The organism is Streptomyces omiyaensis (genome assembly GCF_014650895.1).
GTDB classification, from domain to species: Bacteria; Actinomycetota; Actinomycetes; order Streptomycetales; family Streptomycetaceae; genus Streptomyces; species Streptomyces omiyaensis.
Genome location: NZ_BMVV01000006.1, coordinates 105882 through 128370 on the forward strand (window position 1 = coordinate 105882; position 22489 = coordinate 128370).

The window sequence follows — 22489 nt, forward strand, 5'->3', positions numbered from 1 at the left end:
TGACGGAGGAGCCGCCCCGCGCTCCCCCCGGACGCGCCCCGGCCCCCGGTCGCTCCCGCCCCGGCCGCCCCCGCTCCCGTCCCCGCCCCGCCCCGCCCGGACGTGAGGGCCGCCACGTGCCGCCGGCCTGCGGCCCTCACGTAGAGTCCCCGACGTGAACGGTGCGATATCGGTCGTCGGAATCGGCGCGGACGGCTGGGACGGGCTCCCCGAGGGCTCCCGCCGGATCCTGCGCGGTGCCGAGGTGCTGCTCGGCGGCCCCCGCCAGCTGGACCTCCTCCCCGGGGACGACTGCCCCGGCGAACGGATCCCCTGGCCGTCCCCGCTCCGCCCCGCCGTCCCCGGACTGGTCGCCGCCCACGAGGGCCGCGCGATCGCCGTCCTCGCCAGCGGCGACCCCTCCTTCTACGGCATCGCCCGCACGCTCGCCGAGACCGTCGGCGCGGACCGCCTCGACGTCCGCCCGCACCCGTCCTCCGTCTCGTACGCCTGCGCCCGTCTCGGCTGGCCCCTGGAGGCCGTCGACACGCTCTCGCTCGTCGCCCGGCCGCTCGACGCGCTCCGCGCCGCCCTCCACCCCGGGCGCCGGCTCCTCCTCCTCGGCGAGGGCCCCGAGACCCCCGCCCGGGTCGCGGCGCTGCTGTGCGAGGCGGGCTGGGGCGGCACCAGGATCCGGGTCCTCGAACAGCTCGGCGGCCCCGCCGAGCGGCTCCTCGACGCCACCGCCGCCGACTGGCCGCACCCGCGCACCGACGCCCTCCACGTCCTCGCCCTCGACTGCGTCCGCGACCCCGGCACCCTCCGCCTCGGCACCGTGCCCGGCCTCCCCGACGAGGCCTACGAGCACGACGGGCAGCTCACCAAGCGGTACGTCCGCGCCGCCACGCTCGCCGCGCTCGCGCCCGCCCCCGGGGAGCTGCTCTGGGACGTCGGCGGCGGCTCCGGCTCCATCGGCGCCGAATGGATGCGGGCCCACCGCGACTGCCGGGCGATCGCCGTCGAGAAGTCCCCCGAGCGGGCCGCCCGGATCACCCGCAACGCCGCCGCCCTCGGCGTGCCGGCGCTGCGGGTCGTCACCGGCCCCGCCCCCGCCGCCCTCGCCGGCCTCCCCGTCCCCGACGCGGTCTTCATCGGCGGCGGGCTCACCGCCCCCGGCCTGATCGACGCCTGCTGGGACGCGCTCCCCGCCGGCGGCCGGCTCGTCGCCAACACCGTGACGCTCGAATCCGAGGCCCTGCTCGCCGACCGGTACCGCCGCCACGGCGGCGAACTGATCCGGCTCGCCGTCTCCGCCGCCGTGCCCGTCGGCGGCTTCACCGGCTGGCGCACGGCCATGCCCGTGACCCAGTGGTCCGTAACGAAAGGTTCTGAAGAGGGATGACCGTCTACTTCATCGGCGCGGGGCCCGGCGCGGCCGACCTCATCACCGTGCGCGGCGCGCGGACCCTCGCGAAGTGCGGCGTCTGCCTCTACGCGGGCTCCCTCGTGCCGACCGAGCTGCTCGCCGAGTGCCCCCCGGACGCGAAGCTCGTCGACACGGCCAGGATGGACCTCGACCAGATCGTCGCCGAGATCACCGCCGCCCACGAGGCCGGCCGCGACGTGGCCCGGCTGCACTCCGGCGACCCGTCCGTCTTCAGCGCCATGGCCGAGCAGATGCGCCGCCTCGACGCGGCCGGCATCCCCTACGAGGTCGTGCCCGGCGTCCCCGCCTTCGCCGCCGCCGCGGCCGCGCTCAAGCGGGAGCTCACCGTCCCCACCGTCGGCCAGACGGTCATCCTCACCCGGATCGCCCAGCAGGCCACCCCCATGCCCGACGGCGAGGACCTCGCCACCCTCGGCCGCAGCGGCGCCCTGCTCGTCCTCCACCTCGGCGCCCGCTACGCCGACCGGATCGTCTCCGAACTGCTCCCCCACTACGGCGCCGACTGCCCCGCGGCCGTCGTCGCCCTGGCCAGCCGCGCCGACGAGGTCGTCCTGCGCGGCACCCTCGCGGACATCGCCGACCAGGTGCGGGAGGCCGGCATCACCAAGACGGCCGTCATCCTCGTCGGCCGCACCCTCGCGGCCTCGGCCTTCCGCGACAGCCACCTCTACGACCCGGCCCGCGACCGCCACACCTGCTGACGCACGGCCGGCGCGCCCGCCGGCGCACCGGAGGCCGGGCCCGTACCGGCCCGGCCTCCGTCGTCGTCACGGCTCAGGCGTTGGGCCGCTTGCCGTGGTTCGCCTTCTTCTTCTTGCGGGCCCGCTTCTTGTTGCCGCGCTTCGCCATCGGACTCCCTCTCTCGCGGGGTTGCGTCGTGGCCAGCGTAGGTTCGGGGGCGGGGCGCCGCACGTCGGTGCCGTCCACTTGAATGGGTCCCATGACCGTCTACGACGTGGCCCGGGCACTGCCGGGCATCGAGGAACTGCGCGACCGCTCCCGGGGCCTCGCGATGCTGGACGCCGTGCTGAGCCCCGCCTGGGAGGGCCGGTACTACTCCTTCGACGCGCACTGGTCCGAGACCGAGCAGCTGGCGTCGATGAAGGACGGCCGGGGCGGCGAGTACACGATCGTCCTCTCCCCGGCGGGGGCCTTCGCCCGCGTCTTCGACCACGAGTCGCCGCTGAGCCCGTACGGCCCGCTCGCGGACGGCGCGACCTGGCCCGGCGTCCTCGACGGCGTCCCGGAGGCCTTCGGGGAGTACCTGACGGAGCCCGCCTTCCTGGACGAGGACGACGTCCACGCCACCACCGCCTGCCTGTGGCGCGAGTCCGCGGACACCGCCTGGCACACCGGCCCGGTCGCCTTCCCCGACCTGGAGGGCCACCCGGACCCGGACGGCTCCCACGGCCTCCTCCGCCTGCTCCTGGACCGCACCCCCGAGGCGTACGCGGAGTGGGCCTCGGAGTACTACGGGACCCCCGTCGACCTCGGCGCCGTCCGCCACGTCCTCGCCCTGCGCCCGCTCACCCAGGAGGTCGTGACGGCCCTCAACCCGTCGGTGACCCTCACGGACCTCGCCGAGGACATCGCGGAGATCGGCTTCCCGCCGCCCCGCCCCTGACGGGATCCCGCCCGTGACGGAAGTGCCGCGTGTTCCCCCCGGGCCGGCCGCGCGCGGGGATAATCGGAGGCATGGCACACGAGACGGCGACCGTCTCCGAGGTACGGCGCGAACGGTACGCACGACGGCTCCCCACCGACCTGTCCGCACTGCGCGGACCCGGGCACGGGTCGGTCCGGCTTCCCCTGCACCTGGCCTGGTCGGGGCTGACGGAGTACGACCTCGACCGGCCCCGGCTGCGGATGAGCTGCTACCGCACCGTCCTCGCCGAGGGCGGCCACGACGACCTCGTCCGGCACCTCAACCGGGACCTCCTCGTCGAGCTGTGGCCCGTCCTGCGCACCCTCGTCAGCAAGGACCTGCGCGTCGTCTGGGAGGACGCCTTCCGCGAACTGGCACCGGTGGCCGTCGCCGGGCGCGCGGGGTGAGGCTCACCGGGCTCCACCGCCGCCTCCTCGACGACGTCCTCGCGGCGGGCGTCGAGTACCCGCTCGTCCTGACCGGCGGCTACGCCGTCCAGGCGCACGGCCTGGTCGACCGGCTGAGCCGGGACCTCGACGTCGCCACCGAGAACCCCCGGCCGATGCCGGAGATCGCCGCCCACCTGCGGGCCGCGCTGGAGGCGGAGGGCTGGCGGGTGCGGACCCTGGAGACCGACCCGCTCTCCGCCCGCCTGATCGTCACCGATCCCGCCACCGGCGAGGAGTGCGAGGTCGACGTCCTCAAGGAAGTGCTGTGCGGTCCTCCCGAACGGCGCGATTTCGGACTGCTGCTCTCCCTGAGGGACGTGGTCGGCACGAAGGTCCGCGCCCTCGCGGACCGGGGCATGGCACGGGACCTCGTCGACGTCCGCGCGGCGGCGGACCGCTGGAGCCACGAGGAGCTGGAGGAGCTGGGCCGGCAGCACGCCCGGGACGCGTTCGACCTGGAGGAACTCCAGGCGAAGCTCGCCGGCGCGGAGTGGATCGACGACGACGAGTTCACCGCGCACGGCCTCGACGAGGGCCGGATCCGAGACCTGCGCGCCTGGGCCCGGCGCTGGGCCGACGACATCGGCGAACGGCTCCTCGAAGGCACCCCGCCGGAGGACGACGCCTGACTCGGCCCCGCGCCGCCGCCCGCTCCGCCACGGCGAGGTCCGGCCGGTCGTCGGTCCCGCCCCGCGAGCCGTACCACTCGCGCGGCGCGGGCTCGTCGAAGGCGCGGTGGCTGCCGGTCGGCCGGGCGACCTCCGCGTCCTCGAAGAACGGCAGCAGCGCGGGCACGTCGTCCTCCGTCACCGGACGGAGCGTGACGAGGTCACCGGTCAGCGTGGGTTCGCGCGAGAAGTCGGCCGTCCCGGGATTCCCGGCGGGAGCGGCCCCGCCTGTCGCCCCGTCTACGCCCCCGGCCCCTTCGGGGAGGAGCGGCCCACGACGGTGCCCGCGCGGTCGATGGCGACGACGTCCACCGCGACCGGGGCGCCGCGCAGGACGGCGAGGGCCTCGTCGCGGGAGCGGACGGCCACCAGGTCGCCGAGGGGGACGCCGGCCGCCTCGCACAGGCGGAGGGCGGCGAGGCCGGTGTTGGCGGCGGCGACCTCCGCCGCGAGGGCCTCGGTCGCGCCCGCCTCGCGGGCCAGCTCCGCGAGGAAGCCCTTGTCGACCTGGGAGCGGGCCGAGTGGAGGTCCAGGTGGCCGGCGGCGAGCTTGGAGAGCTTGGCGAAGCCGCCGCAGATCGTGAGGCGGTCGACGGGGTGGCGGCGGACGTACTTGAGGACCGCGCCCGCGAAGTCGCCCATGTCGAGGAGGGCGATGCCGGGCAGGTCGTACAGCCCGGTGACCGTGCGCTCGGAGGTGGAGCCCGTACAGCCGGCGACGTGGGTGAGACCGCCGGCGCGGGCCACGTCCACGCCCCGGCGGATGGAGTCGATCCAGGCCGAGCAGGAGTACGGCACGACGACGCCGGTGGTGCCGAGGATCGACAGGCCGCCGAGGATGCCGATGCGCGGGTTCCAGGTGGAGCGGGCGATCTCGGCGCCGCCGTCGACGGAGATCGTGATCTCGACGTCCCCGGGGGCGCCGTGCGCCGCCGCGACCTCCGCCACGTGCTCGCGCATCAGCCGGCGCGGCACCGGGTTGATCGCCGGTTCGCCGACCTCCAGCGGGAGACCGGGCAGGGTGACGGTGCCGACCCCCTCGCCCGCGCGGAAGACGACGCCGGAACCGGGCGGCAGGAGCCGTACCGTCGACCGGATCACCGCCCCGTGCGTGACGTCCGGGTCGTCGCCCGCGTCCTTCACCACGGCGGCCATGGCCGAGCCCCCGGCCAGCGACTCCGCCGTCAGGGCGAAGGACGGCGTCTGGCCCTTCGGCAGCGTGATCGTCACCGGGTCCGGGAAGTCGCCGGTGAGCAGGGCGGTGTACGCGGCGGTCGTCGCGGCCGTCGCACAGGCACCGGTCGTCCAGCCGGGCCGCAGCCCGGTGTGCTTGAGTTGGGCCTCGCGCCCGCCGCCGGTACTCACGAAGGGGCTCCTATGCACGTGCTCATTCTCGGAGGGACGACCGAGGCCCGCGCCCTGGCCGGTCTGCTGCATCCCGGCACCAGGGTGACCAGCTCCCTCGCCGGGCGGGTGGCGGCGCCCCGGCTGCCGGCCGGCGAGGTCCGGATCGGCGGCTTCGGGGGGCCGGAGGGGCTGGCGGCGTGGGTGCGCGAGCACGCCGTGGACGCGGTCATCGACGCCACCCATCCCTTCGCCGAGCGGATCAGCTTCCACGCGGCCCGGGCGGCCGCCTCCGCCCATGTTCCCCTGCTGGCGCTGCGCCGCCCCGGCTGGGTCCCGGGGGAGGGCGACGACTGGCGTGACGTGGGGTCGCTGGAGGAGGCGGCCCGCGCCCTGGACGGCTTCGGGCGGGTCTTCCTCACCACCGGCCGGATGGGGCTCGCCGCCTTCGCGGACCGGCCCGAGTGGTTCCTCGCGCGGTCGGTGGACGCACCGGAGGGGACGATGCCCGCACGGACCGAAGTCCTCCTCGACCGGGGGCCGTTCACCCTCGAAGGGGAGCGGGAACTGATCGCCCGTCACCGGATCGACGTCCTGGTGACGAAGGACAGCGGCGCCGCCGCCACCGCCCCGAAGCTCACCGCCGCCCGTGAGGCGGGCGTCCCGGTGGTGGTCGTCCGCCGGCCGCCGGTCCCGGAGGGCGTGCCGACGGTGGCCTCCCCCCGGGAGGCGGCGGCCTGGGCGGGCGAGCTGCGCCGGGGGTAGGGGGCGCCCCGCCGACCGGGGCCGAGGTGAGGCAGACCGGGGCCGGCCCGACAGAGCCGGCGGGGCCCCCGTGGGACCCGCCGCGACAGACGCCGCCGCCGGGCGTTCAATGGAAGGCGTGGCTACCTTTCGCTGGCTTGTCGCGACGGGGCTGGCGGCGCTTCTCGGCGCCACCGCGCTCGGGCCGGGCCCGAGTCCCACCCCGGCCCCCACGCCTCCGCCGAACCAGCCCCCGCCCGAGCTCGACGCCGCCGACGTGCGGCGGGCCGTCGACCGGCTGGACGGGGTGGTCGAGAGCGCCATGGAACGCACCGGGGTGCCGGGCGTCGCCGTGGCCGTGGTCCACGACGGCAAGGTGCTGCACCTCCAGGGGTACGGGGTGCGGAAGGCGGGGGAGAGCGCCGCCGTCGACGCCGACACCGTCTTCCAGCTGGCGTCCGTCTCCAAGCCGATCGCCTCGACCGTCGTCTCCGGCGCCGTCGGCGTCGACGGCTGGTCGCGGCCGGTCGCCCCGCACGTGCCGGGCTTCCGCCTCAAGGATCCGTGGGTGACCTCGCACGTGACGGTCGCGGACCTCTTCTCGCACCGCAGCGGGCTCCCCGACCACGCCGGCGACCTGCTCGAAGACCTCGGCTACGACCGGGAGTACATCCTGTCCCACCTGCGGTACGAGCCGCTGGCGCCGTTCCGCGCGAGCTACGCCTACACCAACTTCGGCCTGACGGCGGCCGCGCAGGCCGTCGCCGACGAGAAGGGCGTGCCGTGGGAGAAGCTCGCCGAGGACGTCCTCTACGAGCCCGCCGGCATGGACGCGACCAGCTCCCGCTTCGAGGACTTCGAGAAGGCGCCCGACCGGGCCTGGGGCCACGTGAAGACCGGCGGTGAGTGGAAGCCGGAGTTCGTCCGCGACCCGGACGCCCAGTCCCCGGCCGGGGGCGTCAGCTCCACCGCCCGCGACATGGCCGTCTGGCTGCGCCTCCAGCTCGCGAACGGCGAGCTCGACGGCGAGCGGATCGTCGCCGCCGACGCCCTGGAGCGCACCCACTGGCCCGAGGCGGTCTCGAACCCGCCGAGCGCCCCCGCCGCCCGCACCGGCTTCTACGGCCTGGGCTGGAACGTGAGTTACGACGACGCCGGCCGGCTCCGGCTCTCCCACACGGGCGCCTTCGCCGAGGGCGCGCACACCAACGTGACGATGCTGCCCGGCGAACAGCTCGGCATCGTCGTCCTCACCAACGCCTCGCCGGTCGGCGTCGCCGACGCCGTCGCCCTCGACTTCTTCGACATCGCGGAGACCGGGAAGGTCAGCCGGGACTGGATCCCGCTGGTCGACGCGGTCTATCGGCAGCAGGAGGAGGAGGGCCGCTCGGACACCGACTACGCCCGCCCGCCGTCCGGTGCCGCGCCCGCGCGGGACGCGGACGTCTACACGGGCGCGTACCGCAGCGACTACTACGGCCGCGCGCAGGTGGTGGAGGAGGACGGAGGGCTCGTCCTGCGCCTGGGGCCGGAGCCCCAGGAGTACCGCCTGACCCCCTACGACGGCGACGTGTTCAGCTTCGAGACCCGGGGCGAGAACGCCGTCGGCCGCACCGGGGTCACCTTCGCCGCGGACGGGAAGTCCTTCACCGTCGAGTACCTGGACGGCGAAGGACTCGGGACCTTCACCCGACAGCCTTAGCGACGCCGGTCAGCCGTACCGCCGAGGCGTCCACGCGATCGTCCGGCCGTCGCCGCGCTCGACCGCCCGGGTCTGCGAGGAGCCGATCAGCAGCAGGGTCCTCATGTCGACCTCGGAGGGGTCCAGGGTCTTCAGCGTCAGCACCCGCACCGACTGCTCCGGGCCGCCGACGTCACGGGCGACGACCACCGGGGTGTCGGGCGAGCGGAGCTCCAGGAGGAGGTCGCGGGCGGCGGCGACCTGGTGGGTGCGGGACCTGGAGCCCGGGTTGTAGAGGGCCAGGACGAGGTCGGCCCCGGCGGCGGCGCGCAGCCGGTCCGCGATGACGTCCCAGGGCTTGAGCCGGTCGGAGAGCGAGATCGTCGCGTAGTCGTGGCCGAGGGGCGCGCCGGCCGCCGCGGCGGCCGCGTTGGCGGCGGTCACGCCGGGCAGGACGCGGACGGGCACGTCCGCGTACGCGGGCTCGCAGGCGACCTCCAGGACGGCCGTCGCCATGGCGAAGACGCCCGGGTCGCCGCCGGAGACGACCGCGACCCGGTGTCCGCGGCGGGCCAGGTCGAGGGCGAACTCGGCCCGCTCGGACTCGACCTTGTTGTCGGAGCCGTGCCTGATCTGGCCGGGGCGCAGCACCGGCACCCGGTCGAGGTAGGTGGTGTAGCCGACGAGGACGTCGGCGTTGACGAGCGCGCCGCGCGACTCGGGGGTCAGCCAGGGGGCGCCGGCCGGTCCGGTGCCGACGACGGTGACCTCGCCGAGCTCGCGGACCGGGTTCTCGCGGTCGATGCGGGAGGGGAGGACGGCGACCGAGAAGTACGGGACGGACTCCGGGTCCACGTCCGCGAGGCGCTCCGTCCGCTCGCCCGCCATGAACGCCCGCTCCACGTACCGGGCGTCCTCCAGCCGGCCGGCCCGCTCCAGGGCGCGCCGCACGGTGGGGAAGGTGCGGCCGAGCTTCATGACGACGGCGGAGTCGGTGCCGGCGAGGCGGGCCGTCAGCTCGTCCTCGGGCAGGGTGCCGGGGACGATCGTCAGGACCTCCTCGGCCTCGCAGAGCGGCTCGCCGAGGCGGGCGGCGGCGGCGCTGACGGAGGTGACGCCGGGGATGACGGTGGTGTCGTAGCGGTCCGCGAGCCGCTTGTGCATGTGCTGGTAGGAGCCGTAGAAGAGCGGGTCGCCCTCGGCGAGGACGGCGACCGTGCGGCCCGCGTCGAGGTGGGCGGCGAGCCGGGCCGCGGCCTCCTCGTAGAAGTCGTCGAGGGCGCCCCGGTAGCCGCCGGGGTGGTCGGTGGTCTCGACGGTGAGCGGGTACATCAGCCGCTCCTCGACGTGGTCCTCGCGGATGTGGCCGGCGGCGATGGAGCGCGCTATCGAGCGGCCGTGGCGGGCCGAGTGGTAGGCGATCACGTCGGCCTCGGCGATGGCCCTGACGGCGGCGAGGGTGAGCAGCTCCGGGTCGCCGGGGCCGAGCCCGACGCCGTACAGCTTGCCGGTCACGGTGGTCATGCCTGGATCTCCGGTTCGTGCGCGAGGGCGTTGAGGGCGGCGGCGGTGATGGCGCTGCCGCCGCGCCGGCCGCGGACCACGAGGTAGTCGAGGCCGAGGCCGTTGGCGGCGAGGGCGTCCTTGGACTCGGCGGCGCCGATGAAGCCGACGGGGATGCCGAGGACGGCGGCGGGCTTCGGCGCGCCCTTCGCGATCATCTCCAGGAGGTGGAAGAGGGCGGTGGGGGCGTTGCCGATGGCGACGACGGAGCCTTCGAGGCGGTCCCGCCAGAGTTCGAGGGCGGCGGCGGAGCGGGTGGTGCCCAGCTCGGCGGCGAGGGCGGGGACGGCCGGGTCGGAGAGGGCGCAGAGCACCTCGTTGTCGGCGGGCAGCCGCTTGCGGGTGACGCCGGAGGCGACCATCTGCGCGTCGCAGAGGATGGGGGCGCCGGCCTGGAGGGCCGCGCGGGCGCGGGAGACGACCGCGGGGGAGTACGCGAGGTCCCGGACGAGGTCGGTCATGCCGCAGGCGTGGATCATGCGGACGGCGACGGTGGCGACGTCGGCGGGCAGGGCGCCGAGGTCGGCCTCGGCGCGGATCGTGGCGAAGGAGCGGCGGTAGATCTCGGCGCCGTCCTTCTCGTACTCGTACATCATCGGCTCTCCATCGGTCTCTGGCGGGCCGCCGCGACGGCCTCGGCCAGGGCGGTACGGGGGACGGGGGCGCCGTCCAGCAGGTAGGTGTCGGAGTCCCGGGCGGTGACCTCGACGCGGGTGCCGTGCGGATGCCCGCAGCGGCGCTCGCAGCCGGAGTAGTGCACGGGCAGCGGTCCGCCGGGCGCGCGCGCCGCCTCCGCCCGCACGTCGGCGAGGGACTTGGCGCAGCCGGGGGTTCCGGTGCAGGCGGTGACGCCGGTGCCGGGGTCGGCGGGGTCGGTGATCAGGCCGTGGGCGGCGAGCGCGGGGAGCAGCTCCGGGGCGGGGCCCACGGCGACCGCCCCGCGCCACGGGGTGAGGCGGACCTCGGCCGCGACCCCGGCGAGCGCCCGCAGCTGGGCGGCGGTCAGCCGGCCGAGCGGGGCGAGGACGTGGAGGGCGTGGTCGCCGAGCGGTCCGGGCGCGGGCGGCGGCGCGGGCCGGAGGGGGGCGGGGGGCACGGGCTCCGCACCGATTCCCGCGCGGGCCAGGGCGCCGGCCCAGTCCGGGAGGAGGCCGGCCGGCAGCTCGCGGGGGCGCCAGGCGCCGGTGCCGGCCGCGTCGGCGGCGTCGAGGAAGGCGAGGGCGCAGGCGAGCGCGGCGCCGGCGGCGTCGGCGGCGGGCAGCCGGAAGGCTCCGGAGCCCGCCGACAGCAGGGCCCGGCCGTCCGGTGCTGCGACCAAGGTCACATCGCCGCCGAGGCCGGCGACGTCGCCGCGCCCGTCGTCGAGGACGAAGAGGAAGCGGCCGGAGAGGGCGGCGGCACGGGGCTCCGCGCAGAGCGCCGCGTCCAGGGCGCGGGCCCACAACTGGACGTCGGCGTGGCCGAGTCCGTCGAGTCCGGCGGCGGGGGAGGCGACGATGTTCCGGACCCGCTCGTGGGTGGGGGAGGGCAGCAGGCCGGCGTCCGAGAGGAGCGCGGCGAGCCGGGCGTCGCAGCCCTCGCGCAGACCGCGCAGCTCGGCGTTGGCGCGGGAGGTGACGGAGAGGCCGCCGTCGCCCAGCTCCTCGGCCGCGGCGGCCAGCACATTGAGCTGATGGCTCGTCAATTTCCCTGCGGGGAGGCGGAGTCGGGCGAGGAAACCATCGGCGGCGGCGTGCAGCCGGAGCGCCCCCGGGCACGCGTCGCCTCGGTCCCGTATGCGAGGTTCGCCCGCTTCGGGCGGGCTGGGCGGGGTCGGCGGCATGGCGGCGAGCATACCCACGGGGAACCGGGCGGCCACCGAGTGTGATCCGGCCGACTCCCCGGCCCCCTCCGGCCCGCCGACGCCACGATCTACTATGCAGATCGGCATGGGGTCCCAGGACCCCGGGGAGGAAGCCCGGTGAGAATCCGGCGCGGTCCCGCCACTGTGAGCCCGGGCCGGCGACGGCCCGGGTGAGTCAGGAACTCCCGCCGTCCACACGACCACCCGGGGCGCGGACAACCCCGAGGAAGGCCTGAGCCTCGCCATGCTCCTGCTGCTGTCGCACTCCGACACCGACCTGCTCAGCGCCCGCGCGGCCAACGCCGCCGCGCCCGAGGGTCCGGTCCCGTACCGCTTCGCCAACCCCTCCCGGCTGCCGCTCGCCGACCTCCCCGGCCTCCTCGACGGCGCCGAGCTCGTCGTCGTCCGCCTCCTCGGCGGCGTCCGCTCCTGGCAGGAGGGACTCGACGCGGTCCTCGCCACCGGGAAGCCGGTCGTCGTCCTCAGCGGCGAACAGGCCCCCGACGCCCAGCTGATGGGCGCCTCCACCGTCCCGGTCGGCGTCGCCACCGAGGCGCACGCCTACCTCGCCCACGGCGGCCCCGCCAACCTGGAGCAGCTGGCCCGCTTCCTCTCCGACACCGTCCTCCTCACCGGCCACGGCTTCGAGTCCCCGGCCGCCGCCCCCACCTGGGGCCCCCTGGAGCGCACGGCGAAGGACGTGACCGGCCCGACGGTCGCCGTGCTCTACTACCGCGCCCACCACATGAGCGGGAACACCGCCTTCGTCGGCGCCCTCTGCGACGCCCTGGAGGACGCCGGCGCCCGCCCCGTCCCGCTGTACGTGGCCTCCCTGCGGGACCCCGAGGAGGAGCTGCTCGCCGTGCTCCGCGGCGCCGACGCCCTCGTCACCACCGTCCTCGCCGCCGGCGGCACCAAGCCCGCCACCGCCCAGGCGGGCGGCGACGAGGAGGCCTGGGACGCGGGCGCGCTCGCCGCGCTCGACGTGCCCGTCCTCCAGGCGCTCTGCCTCACCGGCTCCCGCGCCGCCTGGGAGGAGAACGACGAGGGCCTGTCGCCGCTGGACGCGGCCAGCCAGGTCGCCGTCCCCGAGTTCGACGGGCGCCTCATCACCGTCCCGTTCTCCTTCAAGGAGATCGACGCCGACGGCCTGCCCGCGTACGTCGCCGACGCCGAGCGCGCCGCCCGCGTGGCCGGCATCGCCGTCCGGCACGCCCGCCTCCGCCACATCCCGAACGCCGAGAAGAAGCTGGCGCTCGTCCTCTCCGCGTACCCCACCAAGCACTCCCGCATCGGCAACGCCGTCGGCCTCGCCACCCCCGCCTCCGCCGTCGCCCTGCTGCGCCGGCTGATCGAGGAGGGGTACGACTTCGGCCCGGAGGCGGACCTCCCCGGCCTGGTCTCCGGCGACGGCGACGAGCTGATCCACGCCCTGATCGAGGCCGGCGGCCACGACCAGGACTGGCTCACCGAGGAGCAGCTGGCGCGGAACCCGGTCCGCATCCCGGCCGCCGACTACAAGCGCTGGTACGCCGAACTCCCGGCGGAGCTGCGCGAGCAGGTCGAGGAGCACTGGGGCCCGGCGCCCGGCGAGATGTTCCTCGACCGCTCCCGGAACCCGGAGGGCGACATCGTCCTCGCCGCCCTCCGCCGCGGCAACCTCCTCGTCCTCATCCAGCCGCCGCGCGGCTTCGGCGAGAACCCGATCGCGATCTACCACGACCCGGACCTCCCGCCCTCCCACCACTACCTGGCGGCCTACCGCTGGATCGCGGCCCGCGCCGAGGACGGCGGCTTCGGCGCCGACGCCATGGTCCACCTCGGCAAGCACGGCAACCTGGAGTGGCTGCCCGGCAAGAACGCCGGCCTCTCCGCCGCCTGCGGCCCCGACGCGGCCCTCGGCGACCTGCCGCTCGTCTACCCCTTCCTCGTCAACGACCCCGGCGAGGGCACCCAGGCCAAGCGGCGCGCCCACGCCACCCTCGTCGACCACCTCGTGCCGCCGATGGCCCGCGCCGACTCGTACGGCGACATCGCGCGCCTGGAGCAGCTCCTCGACGAGTACGCGCAGATCTCCTCCATGGACCCGGCGAAGCTGCCCGCGATCCGCGCCCAGATCTGGACCCTGATCCAGGCCGCCAAGCTCGACCACGACCTCGGCCTGGCGGAGCGCCCCGACGACGACGGCTTCGACGACTTCCTGCTGCACGTCGACGGCTGGCTGTGCGAGGTCAAGGACGCCCAGATCCGCGACGGCCTGCACGTCCTCGGCGGCGCCCCGGAGGGCGAGGCCCGGGTCAACCTGGTCCTCTCCATCCTCCGCGCCCGCCAGATCTGGGGCGGCACCCAGGCCCTGCCCGGCCTGCGCGAGGCCCTCGGCCTCGACGAGTCCGCCGCGACCCGCACCGGCGCCGACGAGGCGGAGGCGAAGGCCCGCGGGCTGGTCGAGGCGATGGAGGCCGCCGACTGGTCCGCGGACGCGGTCGCGGAGGTCGCCGCCGCGTACGGCCGGGAGGTCCACGACGTCCTGCGCTTCGCCTGCGAGCAGGTGGTGCCGCGCCTCGCCGCCACCACCGACGAGCTGACCCACGCCGTGCACGCCCTGAACGGCGGCTTCGTGCCGGCCGGTCCGTCCGGCTCCCCGCTGCGCGGCCTGGTCAACGTGCTGCCGACCGGCCGGAACTTCTACTCCGTCGACCCGAAGGCCGTGCCGTCCCGGCTCGCCTGGGAGACCGGCCAGGCGCTCGCCGACTCCCTCCTGGAGCGCTACCGCACCGACAACGGCGAGTGGCCGACCTCCGTCGGCCTCTCCCTGTGGGGCACCAGCGCCATGCGCACCGCCGGCGACGACGTCGCCGAGGCGCTGGCCCTGCTCGGCGTCCGCCCCCTGTGGGACGAGGCCTCGCGCCGGGTCAACGGCCTGGAGGCCATCCCCCCGGAGGAGCTGGGCCGGCCGCGCGTCGACGTCACCCTGCGCATCTCCGGCTTCTTCCGGGACGCCTTCCCGCACGTCATCGGCCTCCTCGACGACGCCGTCCGGCTGGTCGCGGGCCTGGACGAGCCGGACGAGCGGAACCACGTCCGCGCCCACACCCGGGCCGACCTGGCCGAGCACGGCGACGAGCGGCGCGCCACCACCCGCATCTTCGGCTCGCGGCCCGGCACCTACGGCGCCGGCATCCTCCAGCTGATCGACTCGCGGGACTGGCGCACCGACGCCGACCTCGCCGAGGTGTACACGGTGTGGGGCGGGTACGCGTACGGCCGCGGACTCGAAGGCCGCCCGGCGCGCGCCGAGATGGAGACCGCGTACAAGCGGATCGCGGTGGCGGCGAAGAACACCGACACCCGCGAGCACGACATCGCCGACTCGGACGACTACTTCCAGTACCACGGCGGCATGGTGGCCACCGTCCGCGCGCTGCGCGGCACCGCCCCCGAGGCGTACATCGGCGACTCGACCCGCCCGGAGTCCGTCCGCACCCGGACCCTGGTGGAGGAGACCTCCCGGGTCTTCCGGGCCCGGGTGGTCAACCCGCGCTGGATCGAGGCGATGCGCCGCCACGGCTACAAGGGCGCCTTCGAGCTGGCCGCGACCGTCGACTACCTCTTCGGCTACGACGCCACGACCGGTGTCGTCGCCGACTGGATGTACGACAAGCTCACCCAGGAGTACGTCCTCGACGAGACGAACCAGGCCTTCCTCAAGGAGGCCAACCCCTGGGCCCTGCACGGCATCGCCGAGCGCCTGCTGGAGGCCGAGTCGCGCGGCATGTGGGAGAAGCCGGACCCGGAGACCCTGGCCGCCCTCCGCCAGGTGTTCCTGGAGACGGAGGGGGACCTCGAGGGCGACGAGTAGGGCCGAGGAAGGACGAGGAGGGACGCCCCGATCGTCTAGGCCGTCGCGAGGGCCCGGGCCGGGGCCAGTTCGAGCCGCCGGCCCGGGAAGCCCGCGCGCAGCCGGCGGTCGTGGCTGACGATCACCAGCGTGCCCCGGTAGGTCGCGAGCGCGGCCTCGATCTCCTCCACGAGAGCCGGGGCCAGGTGGTTGGTCGGCTCGTCCAGGAGGAGCAGGTCGGCCGGGGCGGTCACCAGACGGGCCAGCTCCAGCTTGCGGCGCTGGCCGACCGACAGCAGGCGTACCGGGGTGTTCAGGTCCCGGGCGGCGAAGAGCCCGAGGGAGAGCAGTTCCTCCTCGCGGCCCTCGCCGAAGGCCTCGCCGACCGTACGGGGGTCGGTGGGCGGAGCCGTGTCCTGGCGGAGCAGCCCGACCCGGCGCGGAGCCCTCACGGTGCCCGCGTCCGGGGCGAGCTCGCCCGCCAGGACCCTGAGCAGCGTCGACTTCCCCGCGCCGTTGGGCCCCGTGACGAGCAGCCGCTCGCCCGGCTCCAGGCGCAGGGCGTCGAGGCCCAGCCGGCCGTCGACCCGGATCCCGGTCAGCTCCACGGCCGCGCCCCCGCCCGCCTCCGTCAGGTCCGCGCGGAAGCGCAGCGGCTCGGGCGGCGGCGGCACCGGGCTCTCGGTGAGCCGGGCCAGCCGCTCGCGGGCGGCGCGGATCCTGCTCATCGCCCCGTGCGCCCGGGACCGGGCCCGGAAGGCGCCCGCCCCGCTGAACGCGGCGGGGGCCTTGCGCGGGATGGCCGAGAAGCGGTCGATGTTGCTGTCCGCGAGGGCCCGGTGGCGGGCCAGCTCGTCCCTCCACTCCTCGTGCTCCCGCGCCCTGCGGGCCCGTTCGGCGGCGCGCCCGGCGAGGTAGCCGGAGTAGCCGTCGCCGTAGCGGCGCAGCGTGTGCCGGTCCTCGTCGACCTCCAGGACGGCGGTGGCGACCCGGTCGAGGAAGGCGCGGTCGTGGGAGACGGCGACGACCGTGCCCCGGTGGGCGCGGAGCCGCTCCTCCAGCCAGGCCACGGCCTCGTCGTCGAGGTCGTTGGTCGGCTCGTCGAGCAGCAGCAGCTCCGGGTCGGCGGCGAGGACGCCGGCCAGCGCGAGCCGGGCCCGCTGCCCGCCGGAGAGGGTGCCCAGCGGCCGGTCCCGGTCGGGCGGTGCGGTCTCGCCGAGCCGGCGCAGCACGGTCGCGACCCGTCGCCCGGCGCCTTCGCCGCCGCGCGCCTCGTAGGCGGCGAGCAGCGCGGCGTACCGGTCGAGTCCGGCGGGGGTGAGGGTGCTCTCCGCCTCCCGGATCTCCCGCTCCAGCTCCCGGATCTCCGCGAGCGCGTGGTCGACGGCGTCGCCGACGGTCGCGGTCGCGGGGAGGTCGAGGGTCTGGGCGAGATGGCCGAGGCCGCCGGGGGCGTCGACGGCCACGGTGCCGTTGTCGGCGGTCTCGAGGCCGGCGAGGAGCCGGAGCAGGGTGGACTTCCCGGAGCCGTTGTCGCCGACGACGCCGAGGCGCTCGCCGGGACGGACGGTGAGGGAGACGCGGTCGAGGACGGTCCGGTGGTGGACGTACCGGTCGTCGTAGCGCTTGGTGACCTCGGTGAGTTGTGCACGGAACAAGGGCGGTCTCCTGGTGTCGGGAACACGGGGCGACCGGCGAGACGTGGCGTCTCGTCGTGTCGATGTCCCGACCGTACGGCACGGGGACCGGTTTGGCAAGACGGATCGTCTCGTCTCGCTTTGTTTCGCGGAAGGGCCCGGGGGCCGGCGGAGGCTCAGGAGCCGGCTGTGCGCAGGACCAGCGCGACCGCCGAGAGGACGGTCAGGACCAGCGCCGGCGCCAGCTCGTAGTCCTTCGCCCGCAGGTGGGTGACGACCGCGCCCGCGAAGTAGAGGACCAGGCCGATCGCCGCCGCCGCGCCGAGCGCGGGGACGAACAGGCCGGCCAGCAGGCCGAGCGCGCCGGCCGCCTTCGCCGTGCCCAGCCAGGGCAGCCGGCTCTCCGGCACCCCGAGCTTCGTCATGTTCCCCGCGACCGCCGGGTTGCGGGTGAAGGTCATGAAGGCGGACGCGGAGACCGCGAGGGCGAGCAGGACGGCGAGGACGGCGTAGCCGATGAACATGGTGGAGCTCCAACGATCCGGGAACGGAAACCGTTGAAGCGTAACAACGATTCATCTCGCTCCACAATGGACTTGTTGTTACCGTGGACGGCATGGCAGCCCTCCCGACCGACCGGCTCGGATTCCTCCTCTCCTTCCGCGGGGAGCTCACCGGCGCGCGCATCCGCTCCGCCCTGGGCGTCGTCGGGCTGCACCCGCGCAACGCGATGACCCTGATGCGGCTCGCCCCGGCCCCCATGAGCCAGCGCGACCTGGCCGCCGCGATGGAGGTCGACCCCAGTCAACTGGTGGCGATCCTCAACGAGTTGGAGGCAGAGGGGCTCGCCGAGCGCCGCCGCGACCCGGCCGACCGGCGCCGCCACATCGTCGAGATCACCCCGGCCGGTTCCGCCGTCCTCGACCGCATCGACCGGGCCGTCGGCGAGGCCGAGCGCGAGCTCTTCGCCGACCTCACGGAAGCCGAACGCACCCTGCTGCGGGGCCTCCTGGACCGCGTCGTCGTCGACCCGTCCGCCCACGAGTGCGGCGAGTAGGGGAAGGAGCGGGGAGACCCCGGGCGGGAAGGGGGGCGAAGTCGCCGCCCCGCCGCCGATGACTTCCGCGCCCCGCCGCCGTCTACCCCCGTGAGAGCACCGCACGGAGGAGAGAACGATGGCCCAGCCCACCACCCGCACCCTGCAGACCGCCGGGGCGACCCTGCGCTACGACGTCCGCCCCGGCGCCGGCACGGACCCGCGTCCGCTGCTGCTCGTCGGCTCCCCCATGGACGCGACCGGATTCACCACGCTCGCCTCCCACTTCGCCGACCGGACCGTCGTCACCTACGACCCGCGGGGCGTGGGCCGCAGCGAGACCGCCGAGGGCGCCCCGACGGAGATCGGCCCCGAGGAGCACGCCGACGACCTGGCCCGGCTGATCGAGGAGCTGGCCGCCGGCCCGGTGGAGGTCTTCGCCAGCAGCGGCGGCGCCGTCAACGCGCTGGCCCTGGTGGCCCGCCGCCCCGAGCTCGTGCACACCCTCGTCGCCCACGAGCCGCCCGTCGCCGGCCTCGTCCCCGACGGCGCCGAGGCCCTCGCCGCCTGCGCCGACGTCCACGCCGTCTACCAGCGGGACGGCTGGGGCGCGGGCATGGCCCGGTTCATCGCCCTCACCGCCCACGAGGGTCCCGTTCCGGCCGACTGGGCCGGGCTGCCGGTCCCGCCGCCGGAGGCCCTCGGCCTGCCCGCGGGGGACGACGGGCGCCGGGACGACCCGCTGCTCGGCCGGAACCTGCGCGGCTGCACCTCCTACCTCCCCGACACCGGGGCCCTCGGGGCCGCGGCCGGCACCACCCGGATCGTCGTCGCCGCGGGCGAGGAGTCCCGGCAGCAGCTCGCGGCCCGCGCCGCCGCCGCGCTCGCCGACCGGCTCGGCCTCCCGCTCGCCGTCTTCCCGAGCCACCACGCGGGCTTCCTCGGCGGCGAGTTCGGGCAGCAGGGGGCGCCGGAGGAGTTCGCGAAGGCCCTGCGGACGGTCCTGGAGGGATAGCCGGCGGGTCAGTTCGGGTGGGCGGCCGCCGCCTCCTCCACCGCGGCGGCCGCGTCCACGTTCCCGAGCCCCAGCTTCAGGTCGCCCGCCGGGTTCCGCGCGGTGTCGCGGATCGTCCGCATGATCTCGGTCGGGCTCAGGCCCTGCTGGTGCAGGAGGGCGGCGACGGCGGAGACGTACGGCGAGGCCATCGAGGTGCCGGACAGCTTCCCGTACCCCGTGGTGTTCCTCAGGGTCTCCCTGGCCGTGTAGGTCGGCAGCGTGGAGAGGATGTCCACGCCGGGGGCGGCCACCGCGTTCTGCGCGCCGAAGTTGGTGAAGGTGGCCGGCTGCCCGTTCGCGTCGGCGGCGTTGACGACGAGGACGGGGGTGTCCACCTCGTACGGCTGGAGCAGGGTCGCGTCGTTGCCGGCGGCGGCGACCACGACCGCCCCCTTGCCGTTGGCGACGGAGATGGCGTCGTTGAGGACGCCGCCCTTGAGCAGCCGGGCCATCAGGCCGGACTCGCCGAGGGAGAGGTTGATGACGTCGGCGCCGTGCTGGGCGGCCCAGACGATGCCCTTGGTGATGTTCGCGTCGCTGCCGCTGCCGTCCGCGCCCAGCACCCGCACCGGCATGATCTTGGCGCCGCGCGCGCCGCCCGAGATCCCGACGCCGTTGTCGGTGTGGGCGGCGGCGATGCCGGAGACGTGGGTGCCGTGCCCGTTGAGGTCCTTCGGGTCGTCGTCGCCGTCCACGAAGTCGTAGCCGTCCACGAGCCGGCCCTCGAGGTCGGGGTGGCCGGGGTCGACCCCGGTGTCGACGACGGCGATGACCGTGTCGTCGCCCTTGGCGGTGTTCCAGGCGTCGGGGAGCTTCAGGGAGTCGAGGGCCCACTGCTGGCTCCGCAGCGGGTCGGGCTCCTCGTCGCTGCCGCAGCCGGTGGCGAGGGCGGCGGTGAGGACGGCGAGGGCGGTGAGGGCGGCGGCGGACCGACGGCGCATGAAGACTCCCCATTCGACGGCATACGTCAGCATGTGTCGCTTATTTGCCCCATTCAACAACCGGCCGGGGAGGCCCGCATCCGGAGTGGAGGAGGGGATGACGGCCTGCCCTCAACCCGCATTGTTCTAGTAGAGTGCGAACAAGGGAGGTTTTCATGACCACTGCTCCGCTCTCCGCCGCACTCAGGGTCCCGACCCGGCTCCGCGCCCTCGCGGCGCTGCCGTTCGTGCTCGCCGCCACCGCCTACCCGCTGCTCTTCGCCGTCTGGTCCGGCCGGCTGCCCGACCCGCTCGCCACCCACTTCTCCACCGGCGGCGAGGCCGACGGCTACACCGGCCGGACCGCCTTCGCCGTCCTCGGCACGGTGCTGCTGCTCGCCCTCGGCGCCGGCTGGACCGCCCTCGTGCGGCGCGGCGCCCTGTGGGGCGCCTGGCTGACCGCGGGACTCCTCGGCACGCTGCTCGGCCTCGTCGTGGGCGACAACCTCGACGCGGCCGACCCCGCCCGGGTGGTCTCACCGCTCTCGAACCTCGCCGTCGCGGCGGCCGTCGGAGGCGTCCTCGCCCTGGCCGGCCACGCCCTCTCCCGGCTCGTCCCGCCGGAGGGACCCGCCGGGGCGGAGGGGGGCGCCGGCCCGGACGCGCCCCGTCTCGACCTCGGCGCCGGCGAGCTGGCCGGCTGGTCCCGGGCCACCGCCTCCGCCCCGCTCACCGCGCTCGGCCTGCTCCTCCTCGCCGGCGGGGCCGCCGGCGCCCTCTTCGGCCCCTGGCCGCTGCTCCCGCTCGCCGCGCTCATCGCCGTCCCCGGCCTCGCCCTCGCCCGCGTCCGCGTCAACGTCGACCGCCACGGCCTCACCGTCCGCTCGATGCTCGTCCCCCGCCCCCGCGTCCACGTGCCGCTCGCCGACATCGCCGGCGCGGACGTCCGGCAGGTGGACGCCCTCCGCGAGTTCGGCGGCTGGGGCTACCGCGTCCGCGCGCACCGCACCGGCGTGGTCCTCCGCTCCGGCGAGGCCCTGGTCGTCCGGCGGGGGAGCGGACGGGAGTTCGCCGTCACCGTGCCCGACGCGCGGACCGCGGCCGCCCTCCTCAACACGCTCGCCGAGCGGCGTGGAAGGCTCTGACCGTGCTCTTCCGCGTCGACCCCGCCTCCGCCGTCCCGCTCGGCGACCAGATCGCCGCCTGCGTCCGCGGCGCCCTCGCCGACGGCACCGCCGCGCCCGGCGAACGGCTCCCGGCCGCCCGGGAACTCGCCGACTCGCTCGGCGTCAACGTCCACACCGTCCTCCGCGGCTACCAGCGGCTCCGCGAGGAGGGCCTCATCGAGCTCCGCCGCGGCCGCGGCGCCCTCATCGTCCCCGGCGCCACCGCCCCCGACCGCGCCCGCCTCCTCACCCGGCTCCGCGAGGCCGCCGCCGAGGCCCGCGAACTGGGCCTCACCGACGAGGAGTTCCTCGACCTGGCCCGCGCCGGACTGCGCTAGGACACGGGTCCGGGGCGGGGACCCGACGGGGGCGGTGCCCCTCCGGCACGGGCCCCGTCGTGCTCCTCCGGTACGGACCCGCACCGCTCACTCCAGCACGCGGACCGGCGCCCCGGCCAGGTACGCCTCGATGTCCTCCACCGCCTGACCGAAGTACCGGGCGTAGTTGGCCTCGGAGACGTACCCCAGGTGGGGGAGGGCGAGGACGTGGGGGAGGGTGCGGAGCGGGTCGTCGGCGGGGAGCGGCTCCGTCTCGTACACGTCGAGCCCCGCCCCGGCGAACCAGCGCTCGCGCAGCGCCCGCAGGAGCGCCGCACCGTCCACCAGCCCGGCCCGCGAGGTGTTCACCAGGTACGCCCCCGGCCGCATCGCCCGCAGCTCCGGCTCGCCGACGACGCCGCGGGTGCGGTCGGAGAGCACCAGGTGCAGCGAGACGACGTCGCTCGACGCGAACAGCTCGGCCTTGTCCTTCGCGAGCCGGACGCCCTCCCCGTGCGCGGCGACCCGCTCCGGGGTCAGGTTCGGGCTCCAGGCCAGGACGTCCATGCCGAAGGCGCGCCCGACGGCGGCGACCCGGCCGCCGATCTTCCCCAGGCCCAGCAGGCCCAGGGTGCGGCCCGCCAGGTCGCCGCCGACCGTCGACTGCCAGGGCCCGCCCTCGCGCATCGCCCGCGCCTCCGTCGTCACGTGCCGGACCAGCCCCAGGATCAGCGCCCAGGTCAGCTCGACGGGCGGCTCGGAGCCGCTGGCCGTGCCGCAGACGGTGATCCCGCGCTCCCGGCAGGCGGCCAGGTCGATCGAGGCGTTGCGCATCCCCGAGGTGACGACGAGCCGCAGCCGGGGCAGCCGGCCGAGGAGGCCGGCGTCGAGCGGCGTCCGCTCGCGCATCACCACCAGGATCTCGCAGTCCTCCACGGCGGCGACGAGGGCGTCACGGTCCGTCAGGTGTTCGCGGAGCACCCGCACCTCGACCCGCCCGCGGAGCGGGCCCCAGTCGGCGGAGGCGAGGGCGGCGCCCTGGAAGTCGTCGAGCACGGCACAGCGCGGCAGCACGGTCATACGGGCATGATCGCGCACGCCCCCCGCCCGGGTCCGTGCCGGGGCGGTCACCCGTTCGGTCCCGCCCGTGGCGCG

At 75.9% G+C, this 22489-nt stretch carries 21 protein-coding genes and 1 riboswitch; of the genes, 12 read left to right on the forward strand and 9 right to left on the reverse strand.

The genetic code is table 11. The features are described from left to right. The first annotated feature begins 154 nt into the window (after positions 1-154). A complete protein-coding gene (gene cbiE / locus IE287_RS12210; protein ID WP_189849009.1) occupies positions 155-1381 on the forward strand; it encodes a precorrin-6y C5,15-methyltransferase (decarboxylating) subunit CbiE in 1227 nt (408 codons plus the stop codon). Further along, positions 1378-2127 carry a precorrin-4 C(11)-methyltransferase gene (cobM, locus tag IE287_RS12215; RefSeq protein ID WP_189849010.1) on the forward strand — a complete coding sequence of 250 codons (750 nt, stop codon included), beginning with the start codon at positions 1378-1380 and terminating at the stop codon, positions 2125-2127. The genes cbiE and cobM overlap by 4 nt, the downstream gene beginning before the upstream one ends. 73 nt (positions 2128-2200) lie before the next feature. Here the strand turns inward: cobM and IE287_RS39425 are convergent, their stop codons facing one another. Then, complete coding sequence (locus tag IE287_RS39425) at positions 2201-2275, reverse strand: 50S ribosomal protein bL37 (RefSeq protein ID WP_099895366.1); 75 nt, start codon at positions 2273-2275, stop codon at positions 2201-2203. Positions 2276-2366: 91 nt separating this feature from the next. On the opposite strand from IE287_RS39425, the gene IE287_RS12225 reads away from it, so the two are divergent. The 3 genes from IE287_RS12225 to IE287_RS12235 all read left to right on the forward strand — a co-directional run bounded on the left by IE287_RS12225 (position 2367) and on the right by IE287_RS12235 (position 4149). Further along, on the forward strand, positions 2367-3050 hold the full coding sequence (locus tag IE287_RS12225) for a hypothetical protein (protein ID WP_189849011.1): 684 nt from the start codon (positions 2367-2369) through the stop codon (positions 3048-3050). A 71-nt stretch (positions 3051-3121) separates the two neighbouring features. Further along, complete coding sequence (locus IE287_RS12230) at positions 3122-3478, forward strand: transcriptional regulator (protein WP_189849012.1); 357 nt, start codon at positions 3122-3124, stop codon at positions 3476-3478. Then, positions 3475-4149, forward strand: coding sequence for a nucleotidyl transferase AbiEii/AbiGii toxin family protein (locus IE287_RS12235; protein ID WP_189849013.1), 675 nt, complete (start codon positions 3475-3477; stop codon positions 4147-4149). The genes IE287_RS12230 and IE287_RS12235 overlap by 4 nt, the downstream gene beginning before the upstream one ends. Before the next feature lie 279 nt (positions 4150-4428). Here the strand turns inward: IE287_RS12235 and IE287_RS12240 are convergent, their stop codons facing one another. Further along, complete coding sequence (locus IE287_RS12240) at positions 4429-5553, reverse strand: cobalt-precorrin-5B (C(1))-methyltransferase (protein WP_189849014.1); 1125 nt, start codon at positions 5551-5553, stop codon at positions 4429-4431. Between the two features lie 12 nt (positions 5554-5565). On the opposite strand from IE287_RS12240, the gene IE287_RS12245 reads away from it, so the two are divergent. Both IE287_RS12245 and IE287_RS12250 read left to right on the forward strand, forming a co-directional pair. Then, positions 5566-6297 carry a cobalt-precorrin-6A reductase gene (locus IE287_RS12245; protein WP_189849015.1) on the forward strand — a complete coding sequence of 244 codons (732 nt, stop codon included), beginning with the start codon at positions 5566-5568 and terminating at the stop codon, positions 6295-6297. Positions 6298-6406: 109 nt separating this feature from the next. After that, entirely contained in the window at positions 6407-7978 is a 1572-nt protein-coding gene (locus tag IE287_RS12250) for a serine hydrolase (RefSeq protein ID WP_189849016.1), read from the forward strand. A gap of 9 nt (positions 7979-7987) precedes the next feature. Here the strand turns inward: IE287_RS12250 and IE287_RS12255 are convergent, their stop codons facing one another. Genes IE287_RS12255 through IE287_RS12265 form a run of 3 tightly spaced genes read right to left on the reverse strand, consistent with a single transcriptional unit; the run spans position 7988 to position 11354 of the window. After that, on the reverse strand, positions 7988-9481 hold the full coding sequence (locus IE287_RS12255) for a precorrin-2 C(20)-methyltransferase (protein ID WP_189849017.1): 1494 nt from the start codon (positions 9479-9481) through the stop codon (positions 7988-7990). Then, the gene (locus IE287_RS12260) at positions 9478-10113 is read right to left on the reverse strand and encodes a precorrin-8X methylmutase (protein WP_189849234.1); all 636 of its coding nucleotides are present in this window, start codon (positions 10111-10113) and stop codon (positions 9478-9480) included. The genes IE287_RS12255 and IE287_RS12260 overlap by 4 nt, the downstream gene beginning before the upstream one ends. Continuing rightward, positions 10113-11354, reverse strand: a complete 1242-nt coding sequence (locus tag IE287_RS12265; RefSeq protein WP_189849018.1) for a ferredoxin-like domain-containing protein — start codon at positions 11352-11354, stop codon at positions 10113-10115. Before IE287_RS12265 ends, IE287_RS12260 begins: the two co-directional genes overlap by 1 nt. Before the next feature lie 77 nt (positions 11355-11431). Next, positions 11432-11566, forward strand: a riboswitch (cobalamin riboswitch). Positions 11567-11607: 41 nt separating this feature from the next. Here IE287_RS12265 and cobN point away from each other — a divergent pair. After that, complete coding sequence (cobN, locus tag IE287_RS12270; RefSeq protein ID WP_189849019.1) at positions 11608-15222, forward strand: cobaltochelatase subunit CobN; 3615 nt, start codon at positions 11608-11610, stop codon at positions 15220-15222. A gap of 35 nt (positions 15223-15257) precedes the next feature. Here cobN and abc-f read toward each other — a convergent pair whose 3' ends face one another. Together abc-f and IE287_RS12280 are read right to left on the reverse strand one after the other, a co-directional pair. Next, positions 15258-16859 (reverse strand): ribosomal protection-like ABC-F family protein, encoded by a 1602-nt coding sequence (gene abc-f / locus IE287_RS12275; protein ID WP_189849020.1) that lies wholly within the window; start codon positions 16857-16859, stop codon positions 15258-15260. 155 nt (positions 16860-17014) lie between these two features. Then, positions 17015-17362: a DoxX family protein gene (locus IE287_RS12280; RefSeq protein ID WP_189849021.1), complete on the reverse strand. Its 348-nt coding sequence runs from the start codon at positions 17360-17362 to the stop codon at positions 17015-17017. Positions 17363-17454: 92 nt separating this feature from the next. Between IE287_RS12280 and IE287_RS12285 the strand changes: the two genes are divergently transcribed. Together IE287_RS12285 and IE287_RS12290 are read left to right on the forward strand one after the other, a co-directional pair. Next, on the forward strand, positions 17455-17895 hold the full coding sequence (locus IE287_RS12285; RefSeq protein WP_229883433.1) for a MarR family winged helix-turn-helix transcriptional regulator: 441 nt from the start codon (positions 17455-17457) through the stop codon (positions 17893-17895). A gap of 118 nt (positions 17896-18013) precedes the next feature. Next, complete coding sequence (locus IE287_RS12290; RefSeq protein WP_189849023.1) at positions 18014-18889, forward strand: alpha/beta fold hydrolase; 876 nt, start codon at positions 18014-18016, stop codon at positions 18887-18889. Positions 18890-18897: 8 nt separating this feature from the next. On the opposite strand, the gene IE287_RS12295 is transcribed toward IE287_RS12290, so the two are convergent. Then, positions 18898-19905 carry a S8 family peptidase gene (locus tag IE287_RS12295; RefSeq protein ID WP_229883434.1) on the reverse strand — a complete coding sequence of 336 codons (1008 nt, stop codon included), beginning with the start codon at positions 19903-19905 and terminating at the stop codon, positions 18898-18900. 122 nt (positions 19906-20027) lie between these two features. On the opposite strand from IE287_RS12295, the gene IE287_RS39090 reads away from it, so the two are divergent. After that, positions 20028-20996: a DUF1648 domain-containing protein gene (locus IE287_RS39090; RefSeq protein WP_189849024.1), complete on the forward strand. Its 969-nt coding sequence runs from the start codon at positions 20028-20030 to the stop codon at positions 20994-20996. A 2-nt stretch (positions 20997-20998) separates the two neighbouring features. Next, entirely contained in the window at positions 20999-21355 is a 357-nt protein-coding gene (locus IE287_RS12305; protein WP_189849025.1) for a GntR family transcriptional regulator, read from the forward strand. Between the two features lie 87 nt (positions 21356-21442). Here the strand turns inward: IE287_RS12305 and IE287_RS12310 are convergent, their stop codons facing one another. Then, positions 21443-22414, reverse strand: a complete 972-nt coding sequence (locus IE287_RS12310) for a D-2-hydroxyacid dehydrogenase family protein (RefSeq protein ID WP_189849026.1) — start codon at positions 22412-22414, stop codon at positions 21443-21445. Between the last annotated feature and the right edge of the window lie 75 nt (positions 22415-22489).

Coding starts and splice junctions, on each gene's coding strand:
- IE287_RS12260 (WP_189849234.1), bottom strand. CDS start 10,113: ATGTACGAGTACGAGAAGGACGGCGCCGAGATCTACCGCCGCTCCTTC.
- IE287_RS39090 (WP_189849024.1), top strand. CDS start 20,028: ATGACCACTGCTCCGCTCTCCGCCGCACTCAGGGTCCCGACCCGGCTC.
- IE287_RS12250 (WP_189849016.1), top strand. CDS start 6,407: ATGGAAGGCGTGGCTACCTTTCGCTGGCTTGTCGCGACGGGGCTGGCG.
- IE287_RS12290 (WP_189849023.1), top strand. CDS start 18,014: ATGGCCCAGCCCACCACCCGCACCCTGCAGACCGCCGGGGCGACCCTG.
- IE287_RS12295 (WP_229883434.1), bottom strand. CDS start 19,905: ATGCTGACGTATGCCGTCGAATGGGGAGTCTTCATGCGCCGTCGGTCC.
- IE287_RS12285 (WP_229883433.1), top strand. CDS start 17,455: ATGGCAGCCCTCCCGACCGACCGGCTCGGATTCCTCCTCTCCTTCCGC.
- IE287_RS12225 (WP_189849011.1), top strand. CDS start 2,367: ATGACCGTCTACGACGTGGCCCGGGCACTGCCGGGCATCGAGGAACTG.
- IE287_RS12280 (WP_189849021.1), bottom strand. CDS start 17,362: ATGTTCATCGGCTACGCCGTCCTCGCCGTCCTGCTCGCCCTCGCGGTC.
- IE287_RS12265 (WP_189849018.1), bottom strand. CDS start 11,354: ATGCTCGCCGCCATGCCGCCGACCCCGCCCAGCCCGCCCGAAGCGGGC.
- IE287_RS12245 (WP_189849015.1), top strand. CDS start 5,566: ATGCACGTGCTCATTCTCGGAGGGACGACCGAGGCCCGCGCCCTGGCC.
- IE287_RS12255 (WP_189849017.1), bottom strand. CDS start 9,481: ATGACCACCGTGACCGGCAAGCTGTACGGCGTCGGGCTCGGCCCCGGC.
- IE287_RS12310 (WP_189849026.1), bottom strand. CDS start 22,414: ATGACCGTGCTGCCGCGCTGTGCCGTGCTCGACGACTTCCAGGGCGCC.
- IE287_RS12230 (WP_189849012.1), top strand. CDS start 3,122: ATGGCACACGAGACGGCGACCGTCTCCGAGGTACGGCGCGAACGGTAC.
- cobN (WP_189849019.1), top strand. CDS start 11,608: ATGCTCCTGCTGCTGTCGCACTCCGACACCGACCTGCTCAGCGCCCGC.
- cobM (WP_189849010.1), top strand. CDS start 1,378: ATGACCGTCTACTTCATCGGCGCGGGGCCCGGCGCGGCCGACCTCATC.